Here is a 21,738-nt window from a genome sequence, read left to right as displayed (position 1 = left end):
ACCGCACTAACCCCCGGGCAGTGACCCGGGGCCGATCTCGTTCGGGCCCTGCTGTCTGCCCGAGCCGCGCGCGTCCTGGCCCAGCAACTCGACCATGGACGCCTCGGACAAATAACGACGATCGCTCACCTGCCACTCGTCATGCAGCTCGGCCAGCACCGCCCCGGCCAACCGCCCCAACGCCTTCGGATTCGGAAAGACCTGCACCACGTCCGCCCGGCGCTTGACCTCCCGGTTCAACCGCTCCAGCGGGTTGGTCGACCAGATCTTCTTCCAATGCCCGCTCGGGAAGTCCGCGAACGCCGTGATGTCCACCGCCGCCCCGGTCAGCATCTGCTCCACCTGCGGGAACTGCCGCCCAAGCATGGTGGCGACCGTGCCCAGATGGGTGCGCACCGCCTCGGCGTTGGTCTGAGCGAAGATCGTGCGGATCGTGGCCGCAACCATCTCCCCCGACCCCCTGGGCACCTTGGCCAGCACATCACGCACGAAATGCACCCGACAGCGCTGCCAGGCCGCCCCGAGGAAGACCGCCTCCACCGCGGCGACCAGGCCGGCGTGGGAGTCCGAGACCACCAACTGCACCCCGCCCAGGCCGCGTGAGCGCAAGCCGCGCAAGAACTCGGTCCAAAACGCGCGGGTCTCGCTGTCACCCACGGCGAAGCCCAACACTTCCCTTCGTCCCTGGGCGGTGACTCCGGTGGCGATCACGACCGCTTGGGAGGCGATCCGGTGCTGGATACGGGCCTTGCAGTAGGTCGCGTCCAAAAACACGTAGGGGAAGGCGGTGTGGTCCAGGGGCCGCTGCGCGAAGGCCTCGACCTCCTCGTCCAGCTCGGCGCAGATCCGCGAGACCTCGGATTTGGAGATACCTGAGTCGGCTCCCAAAGCTTTGACCAGGTCATCCACCGATCGGGTGGAGACCCCGTGCACGTAGGCCTGCACGATGACGGCGAACAGGGCCCGGTCGATACGGCGGCGGCGTTCCAACAGGGAGGGGAAGAACGATCCGGAGCGGAGTTTGGGGATCTTCAGCTCCACGTCCCCGGCCGTGGTGGCCAGGGGACGGTCGCGGTGACCGTTGCGCCTGTTGGTGCGCTCGGGCGTGCGCTGGTGGGGGTGGGCACCGATGGTGGCGGTGGCCTCGGCCTCGATCAGTTCCTGGAGCATGCGCTCCAGCACCAGACGGACCATGTCGACATTCTCGGCGGCTTGTAGTGACTCCAGGAGCTGTTGTAGGTCATGCTGGGACAGAGCCATCGTGCGTCCTTGGGTGAGGAACTTCAGACCTTCTCTCACTTAGACGGTCACACGATGGCTCGCCTGGTTTCTATAGCCGTGCAGGTCAGATCCCTGAACCCGGAGTTACACCACTCCAAGGGACATGACCCGGCTCCGGCGAGCGCACGTGCAGGAAGTGGACTTTCTGCCCGTCCACCTCGGTGGTGAACTGCGGGTAGGCGTTGAGCTCGGCCTCGTGGGCCCGCCAGTCGTAGGAGGTGCGCCAGTACTCGGCGAGCTCCCTCAGGTACCCGACCGGCACGCCCCGGCTCCAGCCCACCCCGGGCAGCTCCTCCGGCCAGCGCGTGTTTTCCAGACGCGCCCGCAGGTCCACCAGCTGCTCTTCGGGGACGTCGACGCGGAAGGAGCGGATGCTCCCGCCGTGCTGCTGGGGGACAGCCTGCTGTGCATTGGTCTGCGGTGTGTTCGTCATGGCCTCCACGCTAGGGACCACTTAGGACAGTTTCCTTCCTAAGCGGATGGCAGAATCGGATTCATGGCCGAGACCTCCGCACGACTGCTCGCGCTGCTGTCGTTGCTCCAGACCCACCGCGACTGGTCCGGAGCCGATCTGGCCCAGCGCCTCGACGTCACCACCCGCACCGTGCGCCGGGACGTGGACCGCCTGCGCGAACTCGGCTACCCGGTACACGCCACCCAGGGCGCACCCGGGTACCGGCTGGGCCGCGGCGCCGCCATGCCGCCTCTGCTGCTCGACGACGAGGAGGCGGTGGCCGTGGTCGTGGGGCTGCGCACCGCCGCCGACGGCTCGGTCAGCGGTATCGAGGAGTCCTCGCTGCGCGCGCTCGGCAAACTCGAACAGGTGCTCCCCTCGCGGCTCCGGCAGCGGGTGAACACCCTGCACGATGCCACCGTGCGGGCCGGGGCCGAACCCGGCCCGACGGTCTCCGCCAACGTACTGATGGCGCTCGCCCAGGCCTGCCGCCGCGGGGAGCGGCTGCGCTTCGACTACACCAGCCCGCGCGGCGGCGAGTCTGTTCGCGACGTCGAACCGCACAGCCTGGTCAGCTTCGGCCGACGCTGGTACCTGGTCGCCTTTGACATCGGCCGCGCGGACTGGCGCACCTTCCGCGTGGACCGCCTCACCCCGCGAACCCCCACCGGCCCCCGGTTCGAGCCCCGTCGTCCGCCGCACGGCGACGCGGCCCTGTACGTCGCCCACCAGCTCTCCTCAGGGACCTGGGACTTTCGCGCGGTGGTCCGGCTGCACGAGCCCGTCGAGGCGGTCGCCGACCGGATCTGGCCCGGCATGGGGGTGTTGGAGGCGGCCGACGCGCACAGTTGCCTGTTGTATCTGGGCGGGGAGAGCGTGTACGACCTGGTCTGGATGATCACCTCGGTGAACGTCGACTTCACCCTGGTCGAGGGGCCGCCCGAACTCGCCGACGCCTTCCGGGACCAGGCGAGGAGGTGCGCCGCGGCCCTGCCCGAACAAGGTGCTTCGGACACGGGGGAGACCCCGCCCTGAGCCGTGCCGTCCTGACCCGGGCTTGCCGGTCCTCTGGGGGCTTGCTGTTGGTCTGGGGGTTGGCGTGTGAGGGTTGGGGTTCGGGTTTCTTTTCTGGTTGCGGTTCCCCCGTTTCCCGCCGCGTGATGGTGGCCGTCTGCGCTGCGCGCGTCAAGGTCGTACGTCCTCGCTTCGCTGCGGGCGCTCCACCTTGACCCGCTTCGCTACGACGGCGGTGGGCGGCTATCGGAAAACGGGGCAGGTGTGGCCCGGGGCGGCAGACGGGCCCCAGAGGGGCCCAAAGGCAACCACCAACGGCAACCGCGACTGCGCGGCCTTCGGCCGGCGCCTTCCCCAGGCCGGAGCTCAACGCCTGGCCGTGTCGCGGCCGGTCATTCGCCCGAACGAAAAGCGGCAGCGAGGGAAGCGGTCTCCCCAGCCCTACGGGGATCGGGGTGCGTGTCGCGGTCGGTCAAGGTCAGCGACGGAACAGCGGCAGCGCAGGCGCCAGGCTCCCCAGGCCCGCACGCATCGGATCGCGTGTCGCGGCCGGTCACCCGTGCCAGCGAACACCACCAGCGGCCCGCCGCGCCCCGGACCCGGTTTCGGCCCCTTTTCCAAGGATGATCTTGCTACCAGGAGCGAAATCGGCGCCGAACTTGCTCCTGGTAGCAAGATCACCGGGGATGAGGGAGTTTCGGAAGCAGCGGGCCACCCCCAGGTGCGGGTTACGGACACCCGGCCTGCCCAGGGCCAACAGCACAGCGCTGAACCCCACCCTCGCCACCGGGCGTCCGGCGGCACGCGTGACCGACCGCGACACGCGAACCGATCTGCGCAGGCCTGGGCAGGGCACCGGCCGAAGGCCGCGCAGTTGGGCCTCTTTGGGGGCCGTCTTCCTCCAGGGGTCCGGGCAGAAGGCCAGGCCAGCTCAGGTCACCCGCAGCCAGGCGGCGGTGTCGCCGGGGAGCACCATCCCGTCCAGCTCACCACTGGCCAGCAGGACCTCGCCGCGGGGCAGGCGCACCGGGTCCGGGCCCGTGTTGACCACCACCAGCACCTCTCCCCGGCGGAAGGCCACCACCGGACCCCGGTTCAGGGCGTCGTCCCAGACCAGGACCTCGTCGGCGGCGAAGCTCCGGCGCAGCCGCAGGGCCTCCCGGTACAGGTGCAGCGTCGAACCCGGGTCCGCCTCCTGGGCCTCGACGGAGAACTCGCCCCACCAGGACGGTTGCGGCAGCCACGAACCGTTGGACCCGAACCCGAAGGAACTACCCTCCCGGGTCCAGGGGAGCGGCACCCGGCAGCCGTCCCGTCCCTTGTCCGTGTGTCCGCTGCCACGCCAGCGCGGGTCCTCCAGCGCCTCGGCGGGCAGGTCCGCGACCTCGGGCAGGCCCAGCTCCTCGCCCTGGTACACGTACGCGGACCCCGGCAGAGAGAGTTCCAACAGCGCGAGGGCCCGCGCGCGGGCCCCGCCGAGCTCGGTGTCGGGCTCGGGGTCGCGGCCGTCGGCCAGCAGCCAGGCGCGCGGATCGGTGCCCTCGGGCAGCCCCAGCAGGGAGGGTTTGCGGACCACGTCGTGGTTGCCCACCACCCACGTGGGGACCGTGCCCACCTGGGCCGCCTCGGCCAGCGAGGAAGCGATCACTTGACGGTAGGCGTCCGCGTCCCAGGGCGCCAGCAGGAACTCGAAGTTGAACGCCTGGTCGAGCTCGTCCGGCCGCGTGTAGCGGACGCGGCGCTCACCGGGCAGCCACACCTCGGCCACGGTGGCGCGCGGCGGATCGTAGGCGGACAGCACCCGGTTCCAGTCCCGGTACACCTCGTGCACCTCGGGCCGGTCCAGGAAGGGGTGGTCCGGGTTGGCCGCGATGTCCTCGAACCTGCCGCCGGTCACCAGCACCAGGTCACGCAGCGGATCCAGGTCCTTGACCAGGGCATACGCCACGTCGATGCGGAAGCCGTCCACGCCCCGGTCGCTCCAGAACCGCAGGATGTCGCGGAACTCCTCGCGCACCCGCGGGTGGTCCCAGTTCAGGTCGGGCTGCTCGGGGGCGAACACGTGCAGGTACCAGGCGCCGTCCGCCACCCTGGTCCAGGCCGGGCCGCCGAACGTGGACCGCCAGTTGGTGGGCGGCTCCGAGCCGTCGGGGCCGCGGCCCCGACGGAACACGTACAGGTCCCGCTCGGGGGCGTCCGGGGAGGCCAGCGCCGCCTGGAACCACGGGTGCGCCTGCGAGGTGTGGTTGGGGACGATGTCGATCATCACCCGCAGTCCCCGCTCGTGCGCGGCGGCGACCATGGTCTCGAAGTCGGCGAGTGTGCCCAGCATGGGGTCCACGTCGCGGAAGTCGGCCACGTCATAGCCTCCGTCCGCCCACGGAGAGGGGTAGAAGGGCGACAGCCAGACTCCGTCCGCGCCCAGGGCGGCCACGTGGTCCAGGCGGGAGGTGATCCCCGCGATGTCGCCGACACCGTCCCCGTCGGCGTCGGCGAGACTGCGCGGATAGACCTGGTAGAGGACGGCGTCACGCCACCACGGCCGCATGTTCGCTCCTTCGTCGGTTCGTTCAGGACAGCCCTCGGACGCTCCTCGGAGCCGAGGTGGACTGACGGGGGATGATCTGGGTGGGCATCTCCAGGTGGGTATCGCGCGGGCGCGTCCCCTCGGTGATCTCCACGGCGAGCCTGCCGGCCGCGGCACCGATGTCGGCGGGGGACTGGTCGACCGTGGTGAGGTCGAGGATGGCGGCGCCCTCGTGGTTGTCGAAGCCCATGAGGGAGATCGCCTCGGGCACGCCGATGCCGGAGCGTCGCAGGGCCCGGTGGGCGCCCATGGCGATGTCGTCGAACTCGGCGAGCACGGCGGTGGGCGGGTCGAGGTCGGAGAGCAGTTCACCCATGGCGTGCTCGCCGCCCTCGTGACCGGGCGGCTTGATGAGGCTCCACGGGGTGAGCCCGGCCTTGCCCATGGCCGCTTGGTATCCCCGCAGCCTGTTCATCGAACTCCCGCTGTACCAGGAGTCGCCCCGCGATCCGATGTAGGCGATCCGGGTGTGGCCGAGGTTCAGCAGGTGACGGGTGGCACCGGCCGCGCCAGCCTGGTCGTCGATGAACACGCTGGCGCGCCCGGGCACGCGCTGGCCGGTGAGGACGAGGGGTACGCCGACGTCGTCCAGGCGGTGGCACTCCTCCTCGGACAGGTCCATGGAAACGGTGATCACCGCGTCGCAGTTGCGGCGCAGCGGCAGGGTCCGGGTCCAGCCGGGCTGGGGGCGCAGATCCCCGACCTGGTAGACGAGCATGTCCAGGTCCGCCTCGCGCAGTACTTCGCTGATTCCGGCGAGCACGGAGCCGAAGAACCAGGGTTTGAGGTAGGGCACCACGACCGAGACCCGGCCGGTGCGTCCGGTGACCAGGCCCGACGCGTTGCGCGAGACCACGTAGGAGAGTTCGTCCGCCGCGTTGCGCACGCGTTCGCGGACCTGGGGAGCGACCCCGGGTGCGCCGCGCATGACCCGGGAGACGGTGGACAGGGAGACCCCGGCGCGAGAGGCGACGTCGCGCATGCTCGGGGGACGGGTGGACATGCTGTCTACGTTAAGAGCGTGACCTGGTTCATGGCAACGTTCTCAGCATATTTCCCCATGCTTGAGGTGTCTTTTTCCTGCCTGAAGCAGTTGGTTCGAGGATTTGTGTTGACTGCATCACACTGTCGGTGGCATCGTTTTCAGAAGACCTGGGGAAGGCCCCAAGACACCTCGACGCCGCGCTCTACCCCCTGGAAGAGCGCGAAGGGAGAGAGTCATGCCAGAACTTTCATGGCACCGGAGGCACTCATGGCGGGCGGGTGGGGCGGCGGCCGCGGCCCTGGCCCTCACCCTGGCCAGCGCGTGCGGTGAACCCCCGGGCGAGGAACCCGAGGCCGAGGGCGAGAGCGCGGGGCTCGCCGAGGACCCCCAGTTCGTCTGGGCGGTCACCGGCGCCGACCGCCAGATCCACGAGGACGTCGCCCGCCTGTGGAACGAGAACAACCCCGACCAGGAGGTCGAGGTCTTCTTCCTGGCCCCCACCGCGGACGAGCAGCGCCAGGCGATGTTCCAGGACCTGCAGAGCCAGGCTGGAGAGTTCGACGTCCTCGGCCTCGACGTCATCTGGACCGGCGAGTTCGCCGACTTCGGCTACATCGAGAGCCTGGAGGACCTGCGCCCGGAGGTCGAGGGCGTCAGTCTCGAAGGGGCCGTCGACAGCTCCCAGTGGCAGCAGGAGCTCTACGCCCTGCCCTACTCCTCCAACGGAGCCTTCCTCTACTACCGCACCGACCTCATCGACGAGCCGCCCACGACCTGGGACGAGCTCTACGAGACCGGTATGGCGGCCGCCGAGGAGGAGGGCATCTCCGCCTACGTCGGCCAGGGCGACCAGTACGAGGGCTTCGTCGTCAACTACCTGGAGATGTTCTGGTCCGCCGGAGGCGAGCTCTTCGACGACGCCCAGCAGAACTCCACCTTCCTGGAGGGCGACGCCGCGCAGACCGCGCTGGACTTCATGACCCAGGGCCAGGAGAGCGGTTTCTTCGCCGAGGGCTTCGACTCCATGGTCGAGGACGACGCCCGCGCCCTGTTCCAGGCGGGTGAGGCCGTCTACATGCGCAACTGGCCCTACGCCGTGCCGCTCCTGGAGGGTGAGGAAGGCGAGGACAGCGAGGTCGCGGGCGACTTCGCCGTCGCCCCGCTGCCCACCTTCACCGGTGAGGGCACCACCAGCGCCCTGGGCGGGCTCAACAACGCCGTCAGCACCCTGAGCGAGAACCAGGACCTGGCGCGCGAGTTCGTGCTGTGGGCCGCCACCGACCCCGAGGCCCAGGCCGTCCTGGCCAGCCACAGCCTGCCGCCGACCATGCTCAGCGCCTACGACGACGCCGACGACCCCAACCTCGAGCTGCTCGGCGAGATCCTCGCCGACGCCCACGCGCGGCCGCCGGTGCCGGGGTACAACTCGCTGTCCCTGGTGATCCAGGACAACCTGCACCCCGCGTTCCTGGGGCAGCAGGACGCCGACAGCGCCCTGGAGGCCGTGGACAACGCGGCGGGCGACGCGCTCGAACAGGACTAGGAGCGATGGCCCAGCCGAGCACCGCTGACAAACGGGTCAGCGCACGCACACGCGAGCGGGGCCTGGGCGAACGGGCGATGGGGCGGGTCTTCCTCGCCCCCTCGCTCGGGTTCATGGCGCTGATCGCGCTCTTCCCGGTGTTCTACGCGGTCGGGATGAGCCTGTACAACATCCGAGGGTTCCAACAGGAGTTCATCGGGGGCGACAACTACGTCCGGGCGCTGACCGACCCCAACTTCTGGAACGCCGCCAAGAACACGCTGGTCTTCACCGTGGCCTCGGTGTCCCTGGAGTTCGTGATCGGCATGGCGTTCGCGCTGATCATGCACCAGGCCTTCGTCGGCCGCGGACTGACCCGCGCGGTCATCCTGGTGCCGTGGGTGATCCCGACCGCGGTCGCCGCCCAGGTGTGGCGGTACATGTTCGACCACAACCCCGGCTTCGTGAACGCGGTGCTGGGCACGGAGATCAACTGGCTGCGGGACCCGGCCTGGGCCATGGTCGGCATCATCAGCGCGGACGTGTGGAAGACCGCGCCGTTCGTGGCGCTGCTGCTCCTGGCCGGACTCCAGACCATCCCCAGGGACTACTACGAGGCGGCCAAGGTCGACGGCGCCAACGTGTTCCAGCGGTTCTGGTCGATCACGCTGCCGCTGCTGCGCCCGGCGATCGTGGTGGCGCTGCTGTTCCGCACGGTGGACGCGCTGCGCATGTTCGACTTCGCGTACGTGTTCGCCGGGTACTCGAACTCGGTGGCCACGCTGTCGGTGTACGCGCAGCGGTTCCTGGTCGCCGAGCCGCAGCTGGGCTACGCCAACGCGCTGTCCACGGTCACGTTCGTCATCGTCATGCTCGTCGGCCTGGCCTTCATCAGCAGGATGGGACGCCACATGGTCGGCGACGTCGCTCGGAAGGAGAAGCGATGACCACCCGGGAGAGCCGGGCCGCCGTCCGGCGGGCGCACCGGCCGCGGCCCAAGACCCCGCCGGCCTTGGTGAACGCGCTCAAGCTGCTGGGGCTGCTCCTGGTCCTGGGCTGGTGCCTGTTCCCGTTCCTGTGGATGGGTATGACCAGCCTGCGCACGGGTTCGGTGGCACTGACCGACCCGAACATCTTCCGGGGGCCGTACAGCCTCGGCAACTACGAGGAGGTCGTCAACCAGGGCTTCCACTTCGCGCTGCGCAACTCGCTGATCGTGGCTTCGGCGACCACCCTGATCTGCATCCCGGTGGCCGCGCTGGCCGGTTACGCGCTCGCGAGGCTGCCGATGGCGGGCAAGTTCGTCCTGCTGGCCGCGACCCTGGTGGCGACGCTGTTCCCGCCGGTCGCCCTGGTCAACCCGCTGTACCGGATGTACCTGCAGCTCAACGATCTCACCGGGATCAGCCTGCTCAACTCCTACGCGGGCATGGTCATCCCGTACGTGGCGCTGACCCTGCCGCTGTCGATCTTCATCCTCGCCACGTTCTTCGCGGGCATCCCGAAGGAGATCGAGGAGTCGGCGAAGGTGGACGGAGCCACCCCCTTCCAGGCCTTCCTGAAGGTGGTGGTGCCGCTGGCCGCGCCCGGTGTGGGCGCCGCGGCCATCCTGACCTTCGTGTACGCCACCAACGAGTTCCTGCTGGCCTTCTCGTTCGCCCCGCGCGACCTCAACGTGCAGACGGTGCCGGTCTTCGTCGGCACCTTCGAGCGGGTCGGCTACGAGAACCCGATCGGGCAGATCATGGCGGCCTCGGTGCTGGTCTCGGTCCCGCTGATCGTCTTCGCCCTGGTGCTGCAGCGCAGGATCGTGGCGGGGCTGACCTCGGGAGCCGTGAAGGGCTGAGGGCCGGGCCCGCATAGGTGCCCGGGCCCGCTGCGGGTTCAGGGCTCCAGGCAGGCCCGGACGACGCGAACGTACTGCTCACGCGGCTCGACGACCCCGGGCCGCGTGAGCGCGTGCATGATGAGCCCGTCCACGTAGGCGAGCAGGGTCCGTGCGGCCGCATCCGGGTCGGAGGCGCCGAGGCCGGCCAGGAGCGGGGCACTCCAGTCGCGGATGCGGTCGTGGCCGCGGTTGAGCGAGGCGCGCACCTCGGGGTTGTGCGCCGCCTCCATGGCAAGGGTGTAGCGGGCCACGGTACGGACCCGGTCGGTGGTGGTCATGGCGGTGACGAACCCGGCCACGGCGTCCACGAGGTGGTCGACCGAGGCCACGGTGACGTCGTAGAGCCGGGCCCAGTCCTGGCGGTCGAGCTCCTCCAGGCGTGCCACGACCCCCCGGACCAGGGCGTCCCTGGTGCGGAAATGGTTGGACGCGGACCCCTTGGGCAGCCCGGCCGCGGCGTCGACCTTGCCGTGGGTGAGCGCGTGCAGGCCGCGGGTGCCCAACAGTTCGATGGCCGCGTCGACGGCTCGGGCCTTGGTCTGGGACATCCGATCACTGTATTCGTAGTGCCAGCGTTCTTCGTTCCTGCGCGGGACCTGTGCGTGGCCATTTCACCGCGATCACAGTGACGAACTACTAGGATCGTAGTAGCGTGGCGGGTATGAACGGTAGAGCGCTGGTGGTGGGCGGCGGAATCGCGGGGCTCGCGGTGGCCCGAGGGCTGGTGCGCGGCGGCTGGGAGGTCGACGTGCGCGAACGCCTGGACGGTCCGCCCGACATCGGCGGAGCCCTGGCTGTGTGGCCGGGGGCGATGCGCGCGTTCGACCGGCTCGGACTGGGAGAGCGTTTGCGCGAGCGGGCCGAGTACCGCTCGGGCGCGGCGTTGCTCCGGCCTGGCGGCAGGAGGCTCATCGGCGTCGGCGGCCGGGCCGGAGGCCACCTGATCTCCCGGTCCGCCCTGCTCGACGTCCTGGTCGACGGTCTTCCTGACGGCCTCGTGCGCTGGAACACCCCCGTCACCGCCGCGGAACTCGTTCCGGGAGGGCGTTTTCACGTGGTGATCGGTGCTGACGGCATCCACAGCCTGGTCCGCCGTACCGTCTTCCCGCACGCGGGTCCGCCCCGTGCTCTCGGTTCGATCGCCTACCGGGGCACCCTGCCCGGCCGGGTCGAGGGGGTCACCGAGATCTGGGGCGGACGCAGGATCTTCGGGGTCACCCCGCTCGACGCGCACACCACCAACTGGTACGCGGCGATCGACCAGCGCCTGCTCACCGCGGCTGAACGCGCGGCGCGGGACGTCGGTACCCACGCGGCGGTGCTGCGAAGGGAGTTCGGAGGCTGGGGCGGGGAGGCCGATCGGATCCTGTCCGGGCTGGAGGCCCACGGCGTGGACCGCCGCGAGCTCCTGGACCTGCCGTCCTTCGGCCCCTACGTCCGCTGGCGGCACGCGCTTATCGGCGACGCCGCCCACGCCATGGCGCCCAACCTGGGTCGGGGCGCCTGCGAGTCGGCGGTGGACGCGGCGGTGCTGTCCGAGGCCCTCAACGAGGAACCCACCATCGCCCGGGCCCTGACCCGCTATGACCGCCTCCGCCGCGGACACACCCGCCGGATCGTGGCGGCCTCCCGGTTCCTCAACCGCATCAGCACGACGGGGCCGCCTCGGTAGCTCAGCCTGTCCCGCGGTCCGGCCCCGCGGCCCTGCCGAGGCCGCCAGGGGAAGATCCCCGGTCGGGTCTGCCCGGGGTGGGCTCAGCCGCGGAGGTCGGACAGGAAGGACCGCACTTCCTCGACGAACCTCTCGTGCGCCTCCAGCTGAGCCCAGTGGCCGCAGTCGGCAACCGTGACCAGCCGGGCGTTCGGCATCGACCGCACGGCTCGCCGCGACCCCTCCAGGGGCACCATCGGGTCCCGCTCGCCATGGAAGAAGAGCGTGGGGGCGGTGATCCGGTCGACCACGGGAAGCAGGTTGTTCCGCATTCCGTGCGGGCCGAGAGTGGCCTGGTTGTAGCGCATGTAACCCCGTGCGGCGCCTGGCCGCAGAGCCTCCCGGCGGAACTCCGCCACCACCTCGGGCGGCATGGTCGAAACGTCGTGCACGACCGCGCGCAGCGCCAGGCCCACGAACCGGTTCGCCAGAGCCACGATGGGAAACAGGATCCCGTCGGGCATCCGCGCGGACCACCAGGCGGCCTTGTGGGTGAACCGGTTCCCGACCCGTTCCACCAGGCCGCCGGGTGCGATCAGCACCAGCCCCCGGACCAGCTCGGGGTGGCGCAGAGCCAGGTTCATCGCCACGTCACCGCCCATGGACACACCTGCCACCACGGCCCGTTCCACTCCGAACCCGGTGAGCACCCGGGACAGGAAGTCGGCCTGGGCCACCGGCCCGCCCGGCGGGTCGATCCCCTCGGTACCGCCGAACCCGGGCAGATCAGGGGCGATGACGCGGTGGTCGGCACCGAACTCCTCGAAGAGCCGGTACCAGGAGATCGTGGCGTTGTCGTTGCTGCCGCCGTGCACCAGCAGGAGCGGCGGAGCCCCGGCCGGGCCGCTGTGCAGTACCCGCACTCGGCCCCCGTCGAGGTCGAGGTACTCGGCGCGGGCGGCAGGCGGTAGGAAGGTCATGGGCTGCTCCAGAGCGCTTCGAGGTCGTCGGCGAGGCGGGCGAAGCACTCCTTGCCGGGTGTGGTGTCGGTGACGTCGGCGTCGGCGGCGCGCGCCACCAGTTCACCCATTCCCAGGATGAGCGCGCCGGGGTCCTCGTGCGGAGCGGTGAGGGCCAGGCCGACGTTCCAGACCGCGAGGTTGGCGGCCAGCGGTCCGGGCTCCAGGTCGGCCCGAACCATGCCCGCGTCACGCATCCGCCGGACGAAGTCCGTGCTGATCGGCAACCGCTCCCGGTACTGGGTGCCCCGGTCGGACGGGTGGCCCCCCGGACCGACCTCACCCTTGTACAACGCGATCAGGAACGGCCGTGTGTGCAGGGCGGTCAGGGAGTGGACGAAGAGGCGGGACAGCAGCCCTCCGCGCGGGTCGGCGGTCACCTCGGCCCGAGTGGTCGCCAGCGCCAGTGCCATCTCACGGTCGACCACGGCCCGGGCCAGCGACTCCTTGCTGTCGAAGCGCAGGTAGAGAACCCCCTTGGCCACCCCCGCGCGCAGAGCGACCTCCGCCATGGTGGTGCGCCTGGTGCCGTGCGCTGCGAAGGCCTCGGCGGCCGCGTCGAGGATGACCTCGGTGCTCACACTGGGACGGGCCACGATTCTGTCCTTAATGACTAGATTCGTTGATTTGGTCATTATAGGTCGCGGGTCAGGGCCGTCAACACCCCCGAACCAAGGGCGCTGTCCGCCCCCGCGCCCAGCGCCAGCGCCACGGCTACACCGGCGCCCGAGCGGGCACCGGCGCCGGACGGGGTCGCCGCGGCACGGGGCAGCGAGGTCCCTTGCCCGCGACCAACGGACCGCCCGCGCCTGCCGGCCCACTCCGGGGCGGGTGGTGCACCGGCGGTCTCACACAGGGGAGGCCCCCGAGGTCACCTCATCGACCTGGTCCTCGGCCTCGCCGATGTGCAGTGCCGAGACCAGGTCCCGGTAGAGGGTGTCCTGCTCCAGGAGTTGCCTGTGCGTGCCCTGGGCGCGGATACCGCCGTCCTCCATCAGCAGGATGCGGTCGGCGTGGATCACGGTGGACAACCGGTGCGCGATGGTCACCACCGCGGCCCGGTCGGCCTGGGCGCGTACGCTCCGGGTGATCGCGGCCTCGGTGATCGCGTCCACCTGCGAGGTGGCCTCGTCGAGCAGCAGGACGTCCGGGGAACCGAGCAGGGCACGGGCCAGGGCGATGCGCTGGCGCTGGCCGCCGGAGAACGAGGTGGCGTCCAGCGGGGTGTCCAGGCCCTTCTCCAGAGCCTCGATCTTCTCGGTGAGCACGACCTCGTCCAGTACGCGCCGGATGCCGTTCTCGTCGGCTTCGGGGTTCGTGAACAGCAGGTTGTCGCGGATGGTGCCGGGCACCACCGGGGTGTCCTGTTCGACGTAGGAGAAGCTCTCGCGCACCTGCCGCGGGGACAGCTCCCGGTAGGGCGTTCCGTCGAGCGTGATGTGGCCGTGCTCAGGCTCCAGGAAACGCAGGAGCAAGGAGAACACCGTTGTCTTGCCTGCTCCCGAAGGGCCCACGATCGCGGTGTGGCCGCGTCTGGGGATGGCCAGATCCACCTCCCGCACAGCGGCTGCCGCGCCGGGTGCGTACCGGGCGGTGATTCCGTGCAGCTCCAGCAGCGGGCCCCCGTGTCCGTTGTCGGCCGCAAACCCGCCTCCGGAACCGTTGGCGGAGACGCTGGCTCCGGTGCCACCCGGTGCCGGTCGATCCCCGGTGGAGAGCTCCTCGCGGGAGGGCGCGCTCGCGTCGTCCGGGCCGTGCGGGACGGCGCCGTTTCGCGACGGGACGCCGTCGGGGCCCTCGGCGGTGGGTTCGAGCGGGACCGCCTCCACCTCGCGGATGCGCTTGGCGGCGGCGATGCCCGACTGCAGGGTGGTCACGCTCTGGGAGAGCTCCATGACCGGGTTCATCAGGGTGAACGCGTACAGCAGGAACGCCACCAGCGTGGAGACCCCGATCTCACCGGAGGCCACCCGCAGCGCACCCACACCCAGGATGGCGATGATCGCCAGCTGGATGCCGCCGAAGGCGACCGTCCAGGCCACGGCCTCGCGGCGGACCGAGCGGATGCCGTGCCGGGCCGCTTCCTCGGCGTGTTCGAGGATCCGCGAACCCAGGCGCTCCTCGGCCCGGCTCACCTTCACCGTGCGGATCGCGCGCAGGGAGCCGTCCAGTACCCCGCCCATGAGGCCCAGGGAGTTCTGCGCCTTCTCCTGGGCCCTGGCGATGGCGGGCATCAGGGTCAGGAAGAGGGCCGTGACGATGACCACCGCGGTGGCGGTCACGCCCAGCAGGACGAGGTCCAGCACACCCATCATGATCAGTGTGCCGACCAGCAGGACACCGCCGTTGACCAGGCTGACGATGCTGCTGGAAGCCGCCTCCTTGAGGAGGACGGTGTCGGAGGTGGCCCGGGTGACGAGCTCGCCCGAGGATCGTTGGGAGAGCGGGATCAGGGCGGCCCGAAAGTAGCGGCGTACCAGGGAGGTGCGCGCTTCCAGGACGACCTTCTCCGCGACGGTGCCGAGCACGATCCAGTGCCACAGCCCGGTCACCAGACCCACACCGAACAGGCAGAGCAGGAGGGTGATCGGCATCGCGAGGCTGCCCGCTTCGGAGACGGTGTCCAGCACGAGCTTGACCACCATCGGGTTGGCCAGCTCGAGAGCGGAGCCGAACAGGGCGAGGACCAGACCCAGCAGCAGTTTGCGTCGGTGCGGGCGGACGAAGGACCAGAGCACCCTCAGCTGGGCGAAGCGCGGTTCCGGGGTGGCCTGGGTGGTCTCGCGCGACGGGATAGATAGGTCATGTCTTGCCGATGGGTGATCAGTCATGATTTAAATTAGGTCATAGATGACCTATTATTGTCAATCAAGTACCTACCCCACTACGATGAAGGCATGGTGAAGAGCGCTCCCTCAGAGGAAGAGACGAGGACCCGCGCGCGAACCCGCCGAGCGATCCTCGACGCGGCGGTCGACGTGCTGGGCGAGAACCGGGCCGCGCCGCTGTCCCAGGTGGCCGTGCGCGCAGGGGTGGCCCGCAGTACGCTGCAGCGCTACTTCCCCGAACGCGCCGATCTCATCACGGCCCTGGCGGACTACGCCGACGAACTGGCCAACGAGGCCACCGAACGCGCGTGTACCACGGAGGGGACCGCCATCGAGGCGTTCTCCCGCCTGGTGTCCGAGTACTTCGCGCTACGCAAGGTCACCATGATCGCCTTCGCCGGCGACGACACGGCGGAGGAGCTGAACGAGGAGACGTGCGGGCCCAGCGACCTCGCCCTCTACGAACTCGTCGAACGCGGACACGAGGACGGCACCATCGACCCCAGGATCACCCCGCTGTGGGCGCAACAGCTCCTGTGGTCCTCGCTCTACGCGGGCTGGCTCTACGTGAGCGCGGCCAAGGTCCCCGCCTTCGAAGCCCACAACATGTGCCTGCTGTCGCTGGTCAAGGCCGTCGGGCGCGAGAAGGCGGACTGACCGGTTCAAACACGGCCGGGCTCCGGGAATTCCCGGAGCCCGGCACGAAACGGTCGAGGAGGGGTGTCAGAGGTACAGGCCGGTGCCCCGCTCGGGAGCCTCGTTGGCGATCGCGTGTACGTCCCGCTCCCGCAGAATCACGTACCGCTCGCCGTTCAACTCGACCTCGCCCTGCTCCTCGGGGTCGAAGAGCACGCGGTCGCCGGTCTTCACATGCCGGGCGCCGGTCCCGGCACCACGGACCTCGCCCCACGCCAACCGGGTCGCCAGTTTCACCGTGTCGGGGATGACCAGGCCCGCGCTGCTGCGGCGCTCGCTCTTGTCCGGGACCGCCTTCACCAGCAACCGGTCATGGAGCATCTGGATTTCAAGCTTTGATTCGGCCACCACACCAGGGTATTCGGCCCCGCCCGGGGCCTTCCCCCGGACCCGGGCCACCGAGAAGTCGCCCGAGGTTTCACCCTGGTTCGACCCGCCCTTGACTTCCTGTAGAGTATTCACGTGCCGAGCGGGGAAACCGCCCGGCCTGCCAGGGGCTATGGCGCAGTTGGTAGCGCGCCTCCATGGCATGGAGGAGGTCTGGGGTTCGAATCCCCATAGCTCCACGAGACTCAAGGCGACCTGAGTTCGCGCGTGAACGCGCTCACCGGGTCGCCTTCGTCATTCCTTCTGGGGGTCGCCCCCAGGCCCCCGTGTGCGCTCGCTGGGTCTGGCCACCGATGTCCCAGCTGCACCGACGAGTGGCCGTCAGTACGTTGCGCAGGGCTGTGGCGTCATAGGCCCAGGACGCCGCGGGCCGCTCTTTCGGTGAGGACGGCGTCGTGCGGTTCGCGGCTGTCGACCGCGACCGCTTCGAGGACGCTGATGTAGGCCCTGGCGGTGTCCGTGGCCGGAGGCCCGGGGGGAATCGTCCCCCGCCGGCGGCCGGTGAGGACCTGCTCGCGGCACCGCGATATGAGTTCCTCGGTCAGGTCAGCGGTGGCCCGGCCCAGGGCCTGGTCGTCGTGCTTGAACTCGATCGCGAGCATCTGCATCACGGTCGCGGCGTTGTGGTTCCGGCAGAAGACCGCGTGCTGGCGCGCGACCTCCAGGAGGACCTGTGCGGCGTCGCCCGTTTCCTCGAGCGGGCGGCCGACTTCGGTCATCCAGGTCTGGCCGATCCACTCGACGACGGCGAGGGTCAGGGCTTCCTTGCCGGGGAACTGGTGGTAGAGCGCCCCGCGCGTGTATCCGGCTTCCCTGGCGACGTTTTCGAGGGTGAGGCGGCTGTAGCCGCGCTGGGCGATGCCGCGTGCGGCGGCCGCGAGGATGGCGCCGCGGCTGGCGGTGCGCCGATCGGCCTGCGTTCGACGTTCCTTGCCCACCAGACCTCCAGAAGTGTGCACATACGAGTGCGCATGTATGTTCTGGCCACCTTAGTGGATGGCATCGACTTGAGGGTTTTCGGCGACTTTTCCTCTTCCTCTCGAAAAAAACCTCTACTAGTGGTTTAAGGATATATTTGAAGGAGGCGAGTAGGGGGCTGCGAAGTGCGAATTCTGGTGACCGGAGCGAGTGGAAACATCGGCCGCCTGGTGGTCGACGGCCTGAGGGGGACGGCGTCGAGGTGAGAGCGCTCTCCCGGCGGAGGCGGGACGACCTGCCCGAAGGGGTCGAGGGCGTGATCGGTGACCTGGAGCGGCCGCGGAGTCTGGAGGGTGCCCTGCGCGGGGTCGACCGGGTTTTCCTCTTCCCCGTGCCGGAGACGGCGGAGCGGGTGGTCGACCTGGTGCGGGCGGCTGGTGCCACCAGGATCGTGACGCTCTCTTCCGGTGCCGTCGCGACCGGGTTCGACACCGATTTCCACCTGCCGGTCGAACGGGCGGTGGAGGCCTCGGGGCTGGAGTGGACCCATGTGCGTCCGGGGGAGTTCGCGCTGAACAAGCTCTGGTTGTGGGGGCCCTCCATCAGGGCCGAGCGGGTGGTCAGGGATCCACAGCCCGAGGCGGCCTGGTATCCCGTCCACGAGCGTGACATCGCCGACGTCGCGGTCGCGGCTCTGTTGGGTGACGGGCACACCGGGAAGGCCTACACCCTCAACGGTCCCGCACTGGTGAGCCACCGTGAACAGGTCGACGCGATCGCCGCGGCGATCGGGGAGGCGGTGCGCTTCGAGGTGGTCAAGCCCCGGGCCGCCCGGGAGTACTACCTGGCCCAGGGTGGGTTCGCGGCGGACAACGCCGACTTCCTCCTGGGCTTCGAGGACTACTCGGGCGCGGAGACGGGTTCGGGGGAGCAAGCGGAAGCCACCTGGGCGGAGGGGCCGGTGCCGACATCGGAGGAGGCCACCGGGCGCCCCGCACGGACCTTCGGGGAGTGGGCGCGTGATCACGCGGCCGCTTTCCGATAGTGATCACAGCGGACACCGCCGATAGGGCTCAGGCGGCTCCGTGGAGGAACAGGGCTCCGAGCCAGCTCAGGCCGAGGATGATCGTGGCCCGCTGGACCACGCCGGTGTAGGGGGAGTCCCTCTCCCAGAGCTGGCCGAAGGCGCCGCTGCACAAGGCGGTCGCGGCGGCGATGATCCCCGATGCCCACATCCAGGACGGGCTTGCGAGCGCGAACACCGCGATCAGCGGGGTGAGGGGCAGGAGGAGGAAGACGACCATCCCCGCCCAGTCGTGGAACCGGTGGGTGAGGGAGAAGTGCTCCGGGTCCTCGTCGGGGGTGCCGGGCGGGTAGCCCCGCATCGGGTCCATGCGGAACGCCCCCGAAGCGACGAGTGCCAGCCCGAGCGCCGCGACCGCGAGGGGGAGCGGCAGGCCGCCGAGAGCTTGCGGGAGGGCGGCCGCGCCCGCCGTGATCAGCAGGCCGCACAGGATGAAGTTCGTGGTCTGGATCCAGCCGCGTGGGCCGAGGGCCAGGGCGCTGACCGGGTGTCGGGCCGGGTGGTAGCCGGGGCGGGTGAGGCCGTCCAGCAGGAAGACGACGACGAACAGCCAGGACCCGGCCGCGCCGAGCCACGACAGGGCCGTCATGGGGTGGGCTCCGCAAGAAATATAGTCCGCATGATCTGACATTAGGCCGATCGGACTGATTTTTGCAACGGCTTGCCCCGTTGGCGATTCATCGCTTTGTGCAATCAGGGGGTTGCAGCTCTCGGGAGTTTTGTGCAACCATTGAGTTGCATAAAGGAGGCTGACATGGACATGATCGAACGACAGATCGACATCGAGGCGAGCGCGGAGCGCGTCTGGGGCCTGGTATCGCGGCCGGACTGGTTCATCAACGACGGTCGCGTGGTCGACCACCGGATCGAGGAGGCCGGCGACGGCGTGCACCTCGTGCACGACCCCACCCACGGGGTGTTCCGAATCCGGACCGACAAACTCGAACCCCCCTACCACGCGGTGTTCAGCTGGCTCGGCCGTACGGATGAGGAGCAGTCCACGCAGGTGGAGTTCTGGATTGAGGAGAGGTCGGGCGGGGTGACGCTCAAGGTCGTGGAGAGCGGTTTCGAGAAGCTGGGGCTGGCCGAGCTCGAGCTGCGCCGACACGTCGCGGAGCGGACCGAGGGCTGGGAAGCCGAGCTCGCGGCGGCCAAGGACTTCGTGGAGACACGGGCAGAGGGTGAGTGACGTGGACACAAAGCTGCCCCCGGTCTTCGCGGCGCTCGGTGACGACACCAGGTGGAGCATCCTGGTCCGGATCGGTGGTGAGCCCGCCTCGGCGTCGGAGCTGGCGCGGGAACTGCCCGTGTCCCGGCAGGCGATCGTGAAGCACCTCGAAGTCCTGCGCGAGGTCGGACTGGTACGCACCCGGCGCGACGGTCGGTCGGTGGTGCACGAAGCGGACAGCACCCGACTCGACGAGGTGGGGCGGGACCTGCTCGGTATCGCCGCCGCTTGGGACCGCAGGCTGGAGGGGATCAGGGCGATCGCGGAGTCCCAGGACTGACTGGTCCACGGGTGCCCGGCCTCTTGGTCCGGGCAAGAGGGTCTCCCGGGTTGGGGCACTCGGCCGCGCCGCGCCCTCCCCGGGAGGTCCGGGGAGGGCGCGGCGCGGCGATCGGATCAGGAGGCGAGCGAGTAGAAGGTCAGTACGGCCGCGTGGTCGGTGGTCCACTCGTTGTCCGCGTGCCGCGGTACCGGTGCGGGGTCCCCGACGACCAGGTCGTGCGACTCCAGGACCGTCAGGTCACCGGCGTGGTAGACGAAGTCGATCCGGTCCTGCGGCTCCTCCCTGCCGGTCGATCCCTCGTGGAACGGGTACACCGGCGACCAGGTGTGGCCCGGGGCGGACACCGGGTCCGGGTGGGCCACCCGGTAGGAGTCGGTGAACCCGGCCTCCGTCGGCAGCACCGAGGTCGGCCAGGGCACGTCGGCGTACCCGCAGTTCTTCTCACGCAGTTCCTCGGTCCAGTCCAGGTGCGAGGGCGCGTTGAAGTCGCCCACGAGCAGGACCGGGACCTCGTCGGCCGCGTCGACCTGGTCCGACATCGCGGCGAGGGTGTCGGTGATCTGCGGTGTACGGCCCGACTCGGCCTCGCGCTCCAGAACCCGCTCCTCGTCCATCCCGTCGAAGCAGAAGTCGTAGGGGCCGTACGGTGTGTACCCCAGGTGCACGTTCCACAGGTTGACCTGGGACTCCTCGCCGTCCAGCTCGATCCGCACCCCGCCGGAGGCGTTGACCTCGCCGTACTCCTGCGCGATCGGATAGCGGCTGATCACCCCGAGGCTGCCCGAACCCTGCCAGTGGTACCAGCCCAGGGCGTCGGCCAGCCGGGCGGCGTGCCTGCCCTGCGTCTCCTGGAGGCCGACGACGTCGGCCCCGCTCTCCAGCAGGAAACGCACCTGCTTCTCGTGGTAGCCGTTGACCTGGGTGCCGCCGTGCCAGGTGTTGAAGCTCATCACGCCCAGCTCGTCGACGAGCGCCTGGTTGTGGCGACGCACCGGGACGGTCACGTCCAGGCGCGCGGTGGAGCCGTCCTCGCCGGTGGCCTCGACCGTCACCGTGGCCGAGGAACGGTTGGGGCGGGACACACCCGCCGGGGTCTCGCGGGCGGCCGAGGCCCGCGGAGTGCCCGACAGGACGCCGTCCGCCGAGACCTGGATCCAGGCGTCCCCGCTGACCTTCTCGAACTCCGCCTCCGAGCCGCCGCCCGAGAGCAGACCGCCCAGGTACGCCTCATAGGGCTGGCCCTGGCGGGCGTTGTGCAGGGTGGCGGCCTGAACGGGGAAGGAGACCGGACCGTCCGCCGACAAGCGCACCTCGACGGGCTCGGCCAGCCACTCGTAACCGTCCCTGGCCAGGAAGAAGGCGGTGTAGGAACCCGGCTCCAGGGAATCGGCGGACAGCCGCACGGTCCCCTCGGCCTGCGGTGCGTACTCCCAGACCAGGGAGGGCGCGACGTACTCCTCGTCGACCGGGCCGCCTCCGGAGGAACGGTACAGCCCGATCCAGTTGGCGGGGTGCGGATCGGACGTGGCGTAGGCGAAGGTGAACTCCTCTCCCTCGGCCGGGGCCAGGGTGCCCCGCGGCGCGGCGGACACGGGGAAGGCACCCAAGGCCACGAGGAGCGCGGTGATCACCGCTGGGATCAGGAAGCGGACACGCATCGGGGGAAGGCCTCTCGTTGGGAGCGTCAAGACCAGCTCACCTTCCGGTACCCCGGAAACGGGTGTCCCCAACACTGGAGGCCCCCGGCTGAAGGCGGGGTGAACAGCACCGGACGCGAATTCCCGGGAGCGGCGCAGACGGACTCCACGACGCGGCCCGGGAAGAACGCGGAGAGCCCGGCGCGCGGGTGTTCCGGCCCCGGGGCCATCGGGTGCGGGGCGGGTCGCCCGGACCAGCGCGCCTACGGTCACCCC

20 protein-coding genes, 1 tRNA gene and 1 pseudogene are annotated in these 21,738 nt (G+C 70.0%); 10 read left to right on the top strand and 12 right to left on the bottom strand.

The window, feature by feature from the left end; genetic code table 11:
- Positions 1 to 6: 6 nt before the first annotated feature.
- Together HNR07_RS15855 and HNR07_RS15850 are read right to left on the bottom strand one after the other, a co-directional pair.
- Positions 7 to 1,260, bottom strand: coding sequence for an IS256 family transposase (locus HNR07_RS15855; protein WP_246420327.1), 1,254 nt, complete (start codon positions 1,258 to 1,260; stop codon positions 7 to 9).
- Positions 1,261 to 1,378: 118 nt separating this feature from the next.
- Positions 1,379 to 1,714: pseudogene (locus HNR07_RS15850) on the bottom strand (epoxide hydrolase N-terminal domain-containing protein); the annotation flags it as partial.
- 63 nt (positions 1,715 to 1,777) lie between these two features.
- Between HNR07_RS15850 and HNR07_RS15845 the strand changes: the two are divergent.
- The gene (locus HNR07_RS15845) at positions 1,778 to 2,770 is read left to right on the top strand and encodes a helix-turn-helix transcriptional regulator (protein WP_184365661.1); all 993 of its coding nucleotides are present in this window, start codon (positions 1,778 to 1,780) and stop codon (positions 2,768 to 2,770) included.
- A 910-nt stretch (positions 2,771 to 3,680) separates the two neighbouring features.
- Here the strand turns inward: HNR07_RS15845 and HNR07_RS15840 are convergent.
- Both HNR07_RS15840 and HNR07_RS15835 read right to left on the bottom strand, forming a co-directional pair.
- Entirely contained in the window at positions 3,681 to 5,297 is a 1,617-nt protein-coding gene (locus HNR07_RS15840; RefSeq protein WP_184365660.1) for a glycoside hydrolase family 13 protein, read from the bottom strand.
- Positions 5,298 to 5,319: 22 nt separating this feature from the next.
- On the bottom strand, positions 5,320 to 6,339 hold the full coding sequence (locus tag HNR07_RS15835; protein ID WP_184365659.1) for a LacI family DNA-binding transcriptional regulator: 1,020 nt from the start codon (positions 6,337 to 6,339) through the stop codon (positions 5,320 to 5,322).
- 217 nt (positions 6,340 to 6,556) lie between these two features.
- On the opposite strand from HNR07_RS15835, the gene HNR07_RS15830 reads away from it, so the two are divergent.
- The 3 genes from HNR07_RS15830 to HNR07_RS15820 all read left to right on the top strand — a co-directional run bounded on the left by HNR07_RS15830 (position 6,557) and on the right by HNR07_RS15820 (position 9,689).
- Complete coding sequence (locus tag HNR07_RS15830; protein WP_184365658.1) at positions 6,557 to 7,864, top strand: ABC transporter substrate-binding protein; 1,308 nt, start codon at positions 6,557 to 6,559, stop codon at positions 7,862 to 7,864.
- A gap of 77 nt (positions 7,865 to 7,941) precedes the next feature.
- Entirely contained in the window at positions 7,942 to 8,790 is an 849-nt protein-coding gene (locus tag HNR07_RS15825) for a carbohydrate ABC transporter permease (RefSeq protein WP_184372093.1), read from the top strand.
- A complete protein-coding gene (locus tag HNR07_RS15820; RefSeq protein ID WP_184365657.1) occupies positions 8,787 to 9,689 on the top strand; it encodes a carbohydrate ABC transporter permease in 903 nt (300 codons plus the stop codon). Before HNR07_RS15825 ends, HNR07_RS15820 begins: the two co-directional genes overlap by 4 nt.
- A 38-nt stretch (positions 9,690 to 9,727) precedes the next feature.
- Here the strand turns inward: HNR07_RS15820 and HNR07_RS15815 are convergent, their stop codons facing one another.
- Positions 9,728 to 10,279, bottom strand: coding sequence for a TetR/AcrR family transcriptional regulator (locus HNR07_RS15815; RefSeq protein WP_184365656.1), 552 nt, complete (start codon positions 10,277 to 10,279; stop codon positions 9,728 to 9,730).
- 113 nt (positions 10,280 to 10,392) lie between these two features.
- On the opposite strand from HNR07_RS15815, the gene HNR07_RS15810 reads away from it, so the two are divergent.
- Positions 10,393 to 11,403 (top strand): flavin-dependent monooxygenase, encoded by a 1,011-nt coding sequence (locus HNR07_RS15810; RefSeq protein ID WP_184365655.1) that lies wholly within the window; start codon positions 10,393 to 10,395, stop codon positions 11,401 to 11,403.
- Positions 11,404 to 11,486: 83 nt separating this feature from the next.
- On the opposite strand, the gene HNR07_RS15805 is transcribed toward HNR07_RS15810, so the two are convergent.
- From HNR07_RS15805 to HNR07_RS15795, 3 genes are all read right to left on the bottom strand, one after another.
- Positions 11,487 to 12,362, bottom strand: a complete 876-nt coding sequence (locus HNR07_RS15805; protein ID WP_184365654.1) for an alpha/beta fold hydrolase — start codon at positions 12,360 to 12,362, stop codon at positions 11,487 to 11,489.
- Positions 12,359 to 12,997 carry a TetR/AcrR family transcriptional regulator gene (locus tag HNR07_RS15800; protein WP_312893820.1) on the bottom strand — a complete coding sequence of 213 codons (639 nt, stop codon included), beginning with the start codon at positions 12,995 to 12,997 and terminating at the stop codon, positions 12,359 to 12,361. The genes HNR07_RS15805 and HNR07_RS15800 overlap by 4 nt, the downstream gene beginning before the upstream one ends.
- Before the next feature lie 252 nt (positions 12,998 to 13,249).
- Complete coding sequence (locus tag HNR07_RS15795; RefSeq protein WP_184372086.1) at positions 13,250 to 15,139, bottom strand: ABC transporter ATP-binding protein; 1,890 nt, start codon at positions 15,137 to 15,139, stop codon at positions 13,250 to 13,252.
- Positions 15,140 to 15,298: 159 nt separating this feature from the next.
- Here HNR07_RS15795 and HNR07_RS15790 point away from each other — a divergent pair, with 159 nt between their 5' ends.
- Complete coding sequence (locus HNR07_RS15790) at positions 15,299 to 15,886, top strand: TetR/AcrR family transcriptional regulator (protein WP_184365653.1); 588 nt, start codon at positions 15,299 to 15,301, stop codon at positions 15,884 to 15,886.
- A 66-nt stretch (positions 15,887 to 15,952) separates the two neighbouring features.
- On the opposite strand, the gene HNR07_RS15785 is transcribed toward HNR07_RS15790, so the two are convergent.
- Positions 15,953 to 16,246, bottom strand: coding sequence for a GroES family chaperonin (locus HNR07_RS15785; protein WP_017583449.1), 294 nt, complete (start codon positions 16,244 to 16,246; stop codon positions 15,953 to 15,955).
- Between the two features lie 172 nt (positions 16,247 to 16,418).
- Between HNR07_RS15785 and HNR07_RS15780 the strand changes: the two genes are divergently transcribed.
- Positions 16,419 to 16,491: transfer RNA gene (locus HNR07_RS15780), tRNA-Ala, on the top strand.
- A gap of 168 nt (positions 16,492 to 16,659) precedes the next feature.
- Here HNR07_RS15780 and HNR07_RS15775 read toward each other — a convergent pair.
- Entirely contained in the window at positions 16,660 to 17,250 is a 591-nt protein-coding gene (locus tag HNR07_RS15775; RefSeq protein ID WP_184365652.1) for a TetR/AcrR family transcriptional regulator, read from the bottom strand.
- A gap of 242 nt (positions 17,251 to 17,492) precedes the next feature.
- On the opposite strand from HNR07_RS15775, the gene HNR07_RS15770 reads away from it, so the two are divergent.
- A complete protein-coding gene (locus tag HNR07_RS15770; protein ID WP_312893819.1) occupies positions 17,493 to 18,275 on the top strand; it encodes an NAD(P)H-binding protein in 783 nt (260 codons plus the stop codon).
- A gap of 28 nt (positions 18,276 to 18,303) precedes the next feature.
- Here the strand turns inward: HNR07_RS15770 and HNR07_RS15765 are convergent, their stop codons facing one another.
- Positions 18,304 to 18,903, bottom strand: coding sequence for a DUF998 domain-containing protein (locus tag HNR07_RS15765; RefSeq protein WP_184365651.1), 600 nt, complete (start codon positions 18,901 to 18,903; stop codon positions 18,304 to 18,306).
- 165 nt (positions 18,904 to 19,068) lie between these two features.
- Here HNR07_RS15765 and HNR07_RS15760 point away from each other — a divergent pair, with 165 nt between their 5' ends.
- A complete protein-coding gene (locus tag HNR07_RS15760; RefSeq protein WP_184365650.1) occupies positions 19,069 to 19,503 on the top strand; it encodes an SRPBCC domain-containing protein in 435 nt (144 codons plus the stop codon).
- A gap of 1 nt (position 19,504) precedes the next feature.
- Complete coding sequence (locus HNR07_RS15755; protein WP_184365649.1) at positions 19,505 to 19,822, top strand: ArsR/SmtB family transcription factor; 318 nt, start codon at positions 19,505 to 19,507, stop codon at positions 19,820 to 19,822.
- A gap of 116 nt (positions 19,823 to 19,938) precedes the next feature.
- Here the strand turns inward: HNR07_RS15755 and HNR07_RS15750 are convergent, their stop codons facing one another.
- Positions 19,939 to 21,483: an endonuclease/exonuclease/phosphatase family protein gene (locus tag HNR07_RS15750; RefSeq protein WP_184365648.1), complete on the bottom strand. Its 1,545-nt coding sequence runs from the start codon at positions 21,481 to 21,483 to the stop codon at positions 19,939 to 19,941.
- Positions 21,484 to 21,738 lie beyond the last annotated feature (255 nt).

The organism is Nocardiopsis metallicus, from assembly GCF_014201115.1.
Lineage (GTDB): Bacteria > Actinomycetota > Actinomycetes > Streptosporangiales > Streptosporangiaceae > Nocardiopsis > Nocardiopsis metallicus.
The sequence above is the reverse complement of the archived record's forward strand: the minus strand, read 5'-3'. Positions and strand labels throughout refer to the sequence as shown.

Excerpts from the sequence above, each read along its gene's own strand:
- HNR07_RS15855 (WP_246420327.1), bottom strand. The coding sequence starts at position 1,260 with ATGGCTCTGTCCCAGCATGACCTACAACAGCTCCTGGAGTCACTACAA.
- HNR07_RS15845 (WP_184365661.1), top strand. The coding sequence starts at position 1,778 with ATGGCCGAGACCTCCGCACGACTGCTCGCGCTGCTGTCGTTGCTCCAG.
- HNR07_RS15840 (WP_184365660.1), bottom strand. The coding sequence starts at position 5,297 with ATGCGGCCGTGGTGGCGTGACGCCGTCCTCTACCAGGTCTATCCGCGC.
- HNR07_RS15835 (WP_184365659.1), bottom strand. The coding sequence starts at position 6,339 with ATGTCCACCCGTCCCCCGAGCATGCGCGACGTCGCCTCTCGCGCCGGG.
- HNR07_RS15830 (WP_184365658.1), top strand. The coding sequence starts at position 6,557 with ATGCCAGAACTTTCATGGCACCGGAGGCACTCATGGCGGGCGGGTGGG.
- HNR07_RS15825 (WP_184372093.1), top strand. The coding sequence starts at position 7,942 with ATGGGGCGGGTCTTCCTCGCCCCCTCGCTCGGGTTCATGGCGCTGATC.
- HNR07_RS15820 (WP_184365657.1), top strand. The coding sequence starts at position 8,787 with ATGACCACCCGGGAGAGCCGGGCCGCCGTCCGGCGGGCGCACCGGCCG.
- HNR07_RS15815 (WP_184365656.1), bottom strand. The coding sequence starts at position 10,279 with ATGTCCCAGACCAAGGCCCGAGCCGTCGACGCGGCCATCGAACTGTTG.
- HNR07_RS15810 (WP_184365655.1), top strand. The coding sequence starts at position 10,393 with ATGAACGGTAGAGCGCTGGTGGTGGGCGGCGGAATCGCGGGGCTCGCG.
- HNR07_RS15805 (WP_184365654.1), bottom strand. The coding sequence starts at position 12,362 with ATGACCTTCCTACCGCCTGCCGCCCGCGCCGAGTACCTCGACCTCGAC.
- HNR07_RS15790 (WP_184365653.1), top strand. The coding sequence starts at position 15,299 with ATGGTGAAGAGCGCTCCCTCAGAGGAAGAGACGAGGACCCGCGCGCGA.
- HNR07_RS15785 (WP_017583449.1), bottom strand. The coding sequence starts at position 16,246 with ATGCTCCATGACCGGTTGCTGGTGAAGGCGGTCCCGGACAAGAGCGAG.
- HNR07_RS15765 (WP_184365651.1), bottom strand. The coding sequence starts at position 18,903 with ATGACGGCCCTGTCGTGGCTCGGCGCGGCCGGGTCCTGGCTGTTCGTC.
- HNR07_RS15760 (WP_184365650.1), top strand. The coding sequence starts at position 19,069 with ATGGACATGATCGAACGACAGATCGACATCGAGGCGAGCGCGGAGCGC.
- HNR07_RS15750 (WP_184365648.1), bottom strand. The coding sequence starts at position 21,483 with ATGCGTGTCCGCTTCCTGATCCCAGCGGTGATCACCGCGCTCCTCGTG.